The sequence below is a fragment of the Cobetia sp. SIMBA_158 genome (assembly GCF_046566945.1).
Taxonomy (GTDB): Bacteria; Pseudomonadota; Gammaproteobacteria; order Pseudomonadales; family Halomonadaceae; genus Cobetia; species Cobetia amphilecti.
Map to the genome: position 1 here is coordinate 1 of NZ_JAWJYL010000559.1, position 262 is coordinate 262.

The 262-nt window shown below is 45.4% G+C and carries 1 protein-coding gene; it reads left to right on the top strand.

Annotation, left to right across the window (positions count from 1 at the left end):
- Positions 1–213, top strand: a 213-nt coding sequence (locus tag R2R70_RS21065) for a methyl-accepting chemotaxis protein (protein WP_410979060.1), incomplete at its 5' end; no start/stop codon positions are given.
- Between the last annotated feature and the right edge of the window lie 49 nt (positions 214–262).

The window sequence follows — 262 nt, forward strand, 5'->3', positions numbered from 1 at the left end:
GAAAAAGTAGCGACGCGTAGTAAAGACATAACGCAAATTTTAGATGTGATCAGAACCATTTCAGAGCAAACTAATTTACTGGCACTCAATGCAGCCATTGAGGCAGCAAGGGCTGACGAACACGGCCGAGGTTTTGCAGTTGTTGCTGATGAGGTACGAGCACTTGCTTCTAAAACCCGTTCATCTACTGATGACATTAGCACTGTCGTATAGACGTTCGTACACAGTCCATCGCAGTATCACCACCACCTAATACAACGAC